Source organism: Clostridium boliviensis, from assembly GCF_033342255.1.
GTDB lineage: Bacteria > Bacillota > Clostridia > Lachnospirales > Lachnospiraceae > Lacrimispora > Lacrimispora boliviensis.
The window spans coordinates 1-2,264 of record NZ_JAWONS010000218.1; the positions used below are offsets into that span (position 1 = coordinate 1).

Annotated in this window: 4 protein-coding genes; all 4 read left to right on the forward strand. The window is 47.7% G+C overall.

Annotated features, from left to right (window positions below):
- Positions 1 to 400 (forward strand): hypothetical protein (locus RZO55_RS14115; RefSeq protein WP_318064914.1); only part of this gene is annotated, 400 nt, incomplete at its 5' end.
- A complete protein-coding gene (locus RZO55_RS14120; RefSeq protein ID WP_318064915.1) occupies positions 397 to 1,383 on the forward strand; it encodes a peptidoglycan DD-metalloendopeptidase family protein in 987 nt (328 codons plus the stop codon). The genes RZO55_RS14115 and RZO55_RS14120, both read left to right, overlap by 4 nt.
- Before the next feature lie 158 nt (positions 1,384 to 1,541).
- Complete coding sequence (locus RZO55_RS14125; protein ID WP_318064916.1) at positions 1,542 to 2,054, forward strand: hypothetical protein; 513 nt, start codon at positions 1,542 to 1,544, stop codon at positions 2,052 to 2,054.
- A gap of 12 nt (positions 2,055 to 2,066) precedes the next feature.
- The coding region (locus RZO55_RS14130; RefSeq protein WP_318064917.1) for a hypothetical protein at positions 2,067 to 2,264 on the forward strand (198 nt) is incomplete at its 3' end.

Below are 2,264 nucleotides of genomic sequence, written 5' to 3' on the forward strand. Positions count from 1 at the left end.
GATCCGGAAATATGGAGGCGGACTGTGTGTAGCGACCCAGAATATGGCCGACTTCCTGTCGAACGGGAAATGGGGAACGGCTGTGCTTAACAACTGCGAAATTCAACACTATATGGGGTTGCGAAACCATGACATTAAAGAGTTGGTTGAAAAAGCAGACATGGAGTTTAACCACAAAGAGCTTGAGATCCTTCGAAAAAGTGAGGCCCGAGGGCACGGAATTTTGATTCTCGGGCACAAAAAAAGGATCGAATTGCAGACGGAATGCTCCCCGGACGAGCAAGAATGCCTGAATCTAAGGTTGACAAAGAAGTTCCCTGAATCAGCAAATAGCAGCCGAAAAGACAATGTGGTCAGCATGGTGGATCGAATTGGTGGAATTGGTGGTGGTTCGAATTGAGAGAAAGAAGCAGAAGCCCCATTGATATCGGAACGATTTTAGGAGGGGCTGTGTTTAAATGGCTTGGTTTGGGGGCGGCTGTCGCGGTCGGTTTTCTCATCTTCTGTGTCCTCTTGTTTTTTGCGCCTCTGCTATACCTCTTTAACGAAGAAACCAATCGATCTATCCATTACAACGCATTATATGGGCAACTTCCACAAGTCGTTAAGTATGCCGGCGCGATAAATAAAGCAGCAGAAAAATACAACCTAGATCCAGCACTCATCGCAGCGGTTATTCAGCAGGAAAGCGGGGGGAATCCCAACGCGGTTTCCCCCGTTGGAGCCCAGGGTCTGATGCAATTGATGCCTGCAACGGCAAGGTCCTTGGGCGTCCAAAACCCCCGCAATCCTGAAGAAAACATCATGGGGGGAGCCAAATATCTCCGTCAGATGCTCGACAGATACAACGGAAATGTCGAGCTTGCCCTGGCCGCATATAATGCCGGGCCGGGAGCGGTGGAGCGGCATGGCGGTGTTCCGCCATTTACGGAAACGCAAAATTACGTGAAAAAAGTAATGGAAAGATATTCCGAACTGAAGAAAATGGTCGTCCATATTGCTGGTGGCGGTAGGATGACGGTACCGACCACCGGGCAGATAAGCTCCAAATACGGGCCTCGATGGGGAAGAAAACACGACGGAGTAGACATTGCAGCACCCGTAGGCACGCCAATTGTAGCTGCTGCTGATGGTGTCGTTGAAGAGGCAGGGCCAGCAACCGGCTTTGGAAACTGGATCGTGTTGGATCATGGCAATGGACTAAAAACGGTCTACGGCCACATGTTTAGCTCCGGCATTTATGTTAAGAAAGGGGATGAAGTAAAAAGAGGGCAACCAATCGGAGAGGTTGGAAATGCCGGTTGGTCAACCGGTCCCCATCTCCATTTTGAGGTTCATGTTAACAACAAACCAGTAGATCCGATGCCGTACCTGAAAGAATAGGAGGGGGGAATCAATGAGGTTTTTCATCGGGCTATTCAATAAGCTACTGGATTTCATCGGATGCATTGTTGTTGTAGCGATTGCATTTGCTTTGCTCTTAGTGATTGCCTCCATTGTGATGGTTGGAGTTAAAGGTTCTCTGTGAAGGAGTGTTCTTAGTGGCGTTTTCAAAGAGAAAGAAGTGGGGCATTTCCTTGGCGATAGTAGCTATTGTGATGGTGGGCGCTGCAATTGGGTTAACTTATTGCAGCGCCTTTAACAAAACCGAACACAACAGTGACGCTTCAAATAGTGAACAAAAACGGTCTGAAGCCGCTCAGGAAACCGCAATTAGTTTTTATAAAGCGGTTTGGATAGATGCGAATGTAGCCAAGGCGAAGCAGCACATAGTGGCTGATAAACATACGTACGTAGAGGAAGATATGGCCGCTGTACCACAGGTACAGCTTTCCCCGGGGCCTGTGGTTTTGGGGATGACACCGGATCAGTATGTGAAGGAAGTTTATTTATACCGTCCGGACATAGCAAAAGCGTTTAAAATGACCCTTCGTTGGGACGATCAAAAGCAAAAATGGTTGGTTACGGATTACCAGCTAGATGCTAATCCGAAGTACGAAAGAGTCAGGAATGAGAGAAAGGAAATGGAGTGGAGTGAGATCCAAAATCCCTAGGAGGTGAAGGAAATGATGAACCGATTCATCCGGGCAGGAATTGTTCTTGCTTCAATGGCGACTTTTTGGATCATGGGTTGGTACATCCTGACGGGATTGGTTTACCTTAAAGAACACGGGATTTTGGGAATGGAAATTTTCATTAGTGAGTTTGTGGCATCACCTACATTGGCTTTTTCTTCTTTGATCGATGCCGACCGTCCAGAGATA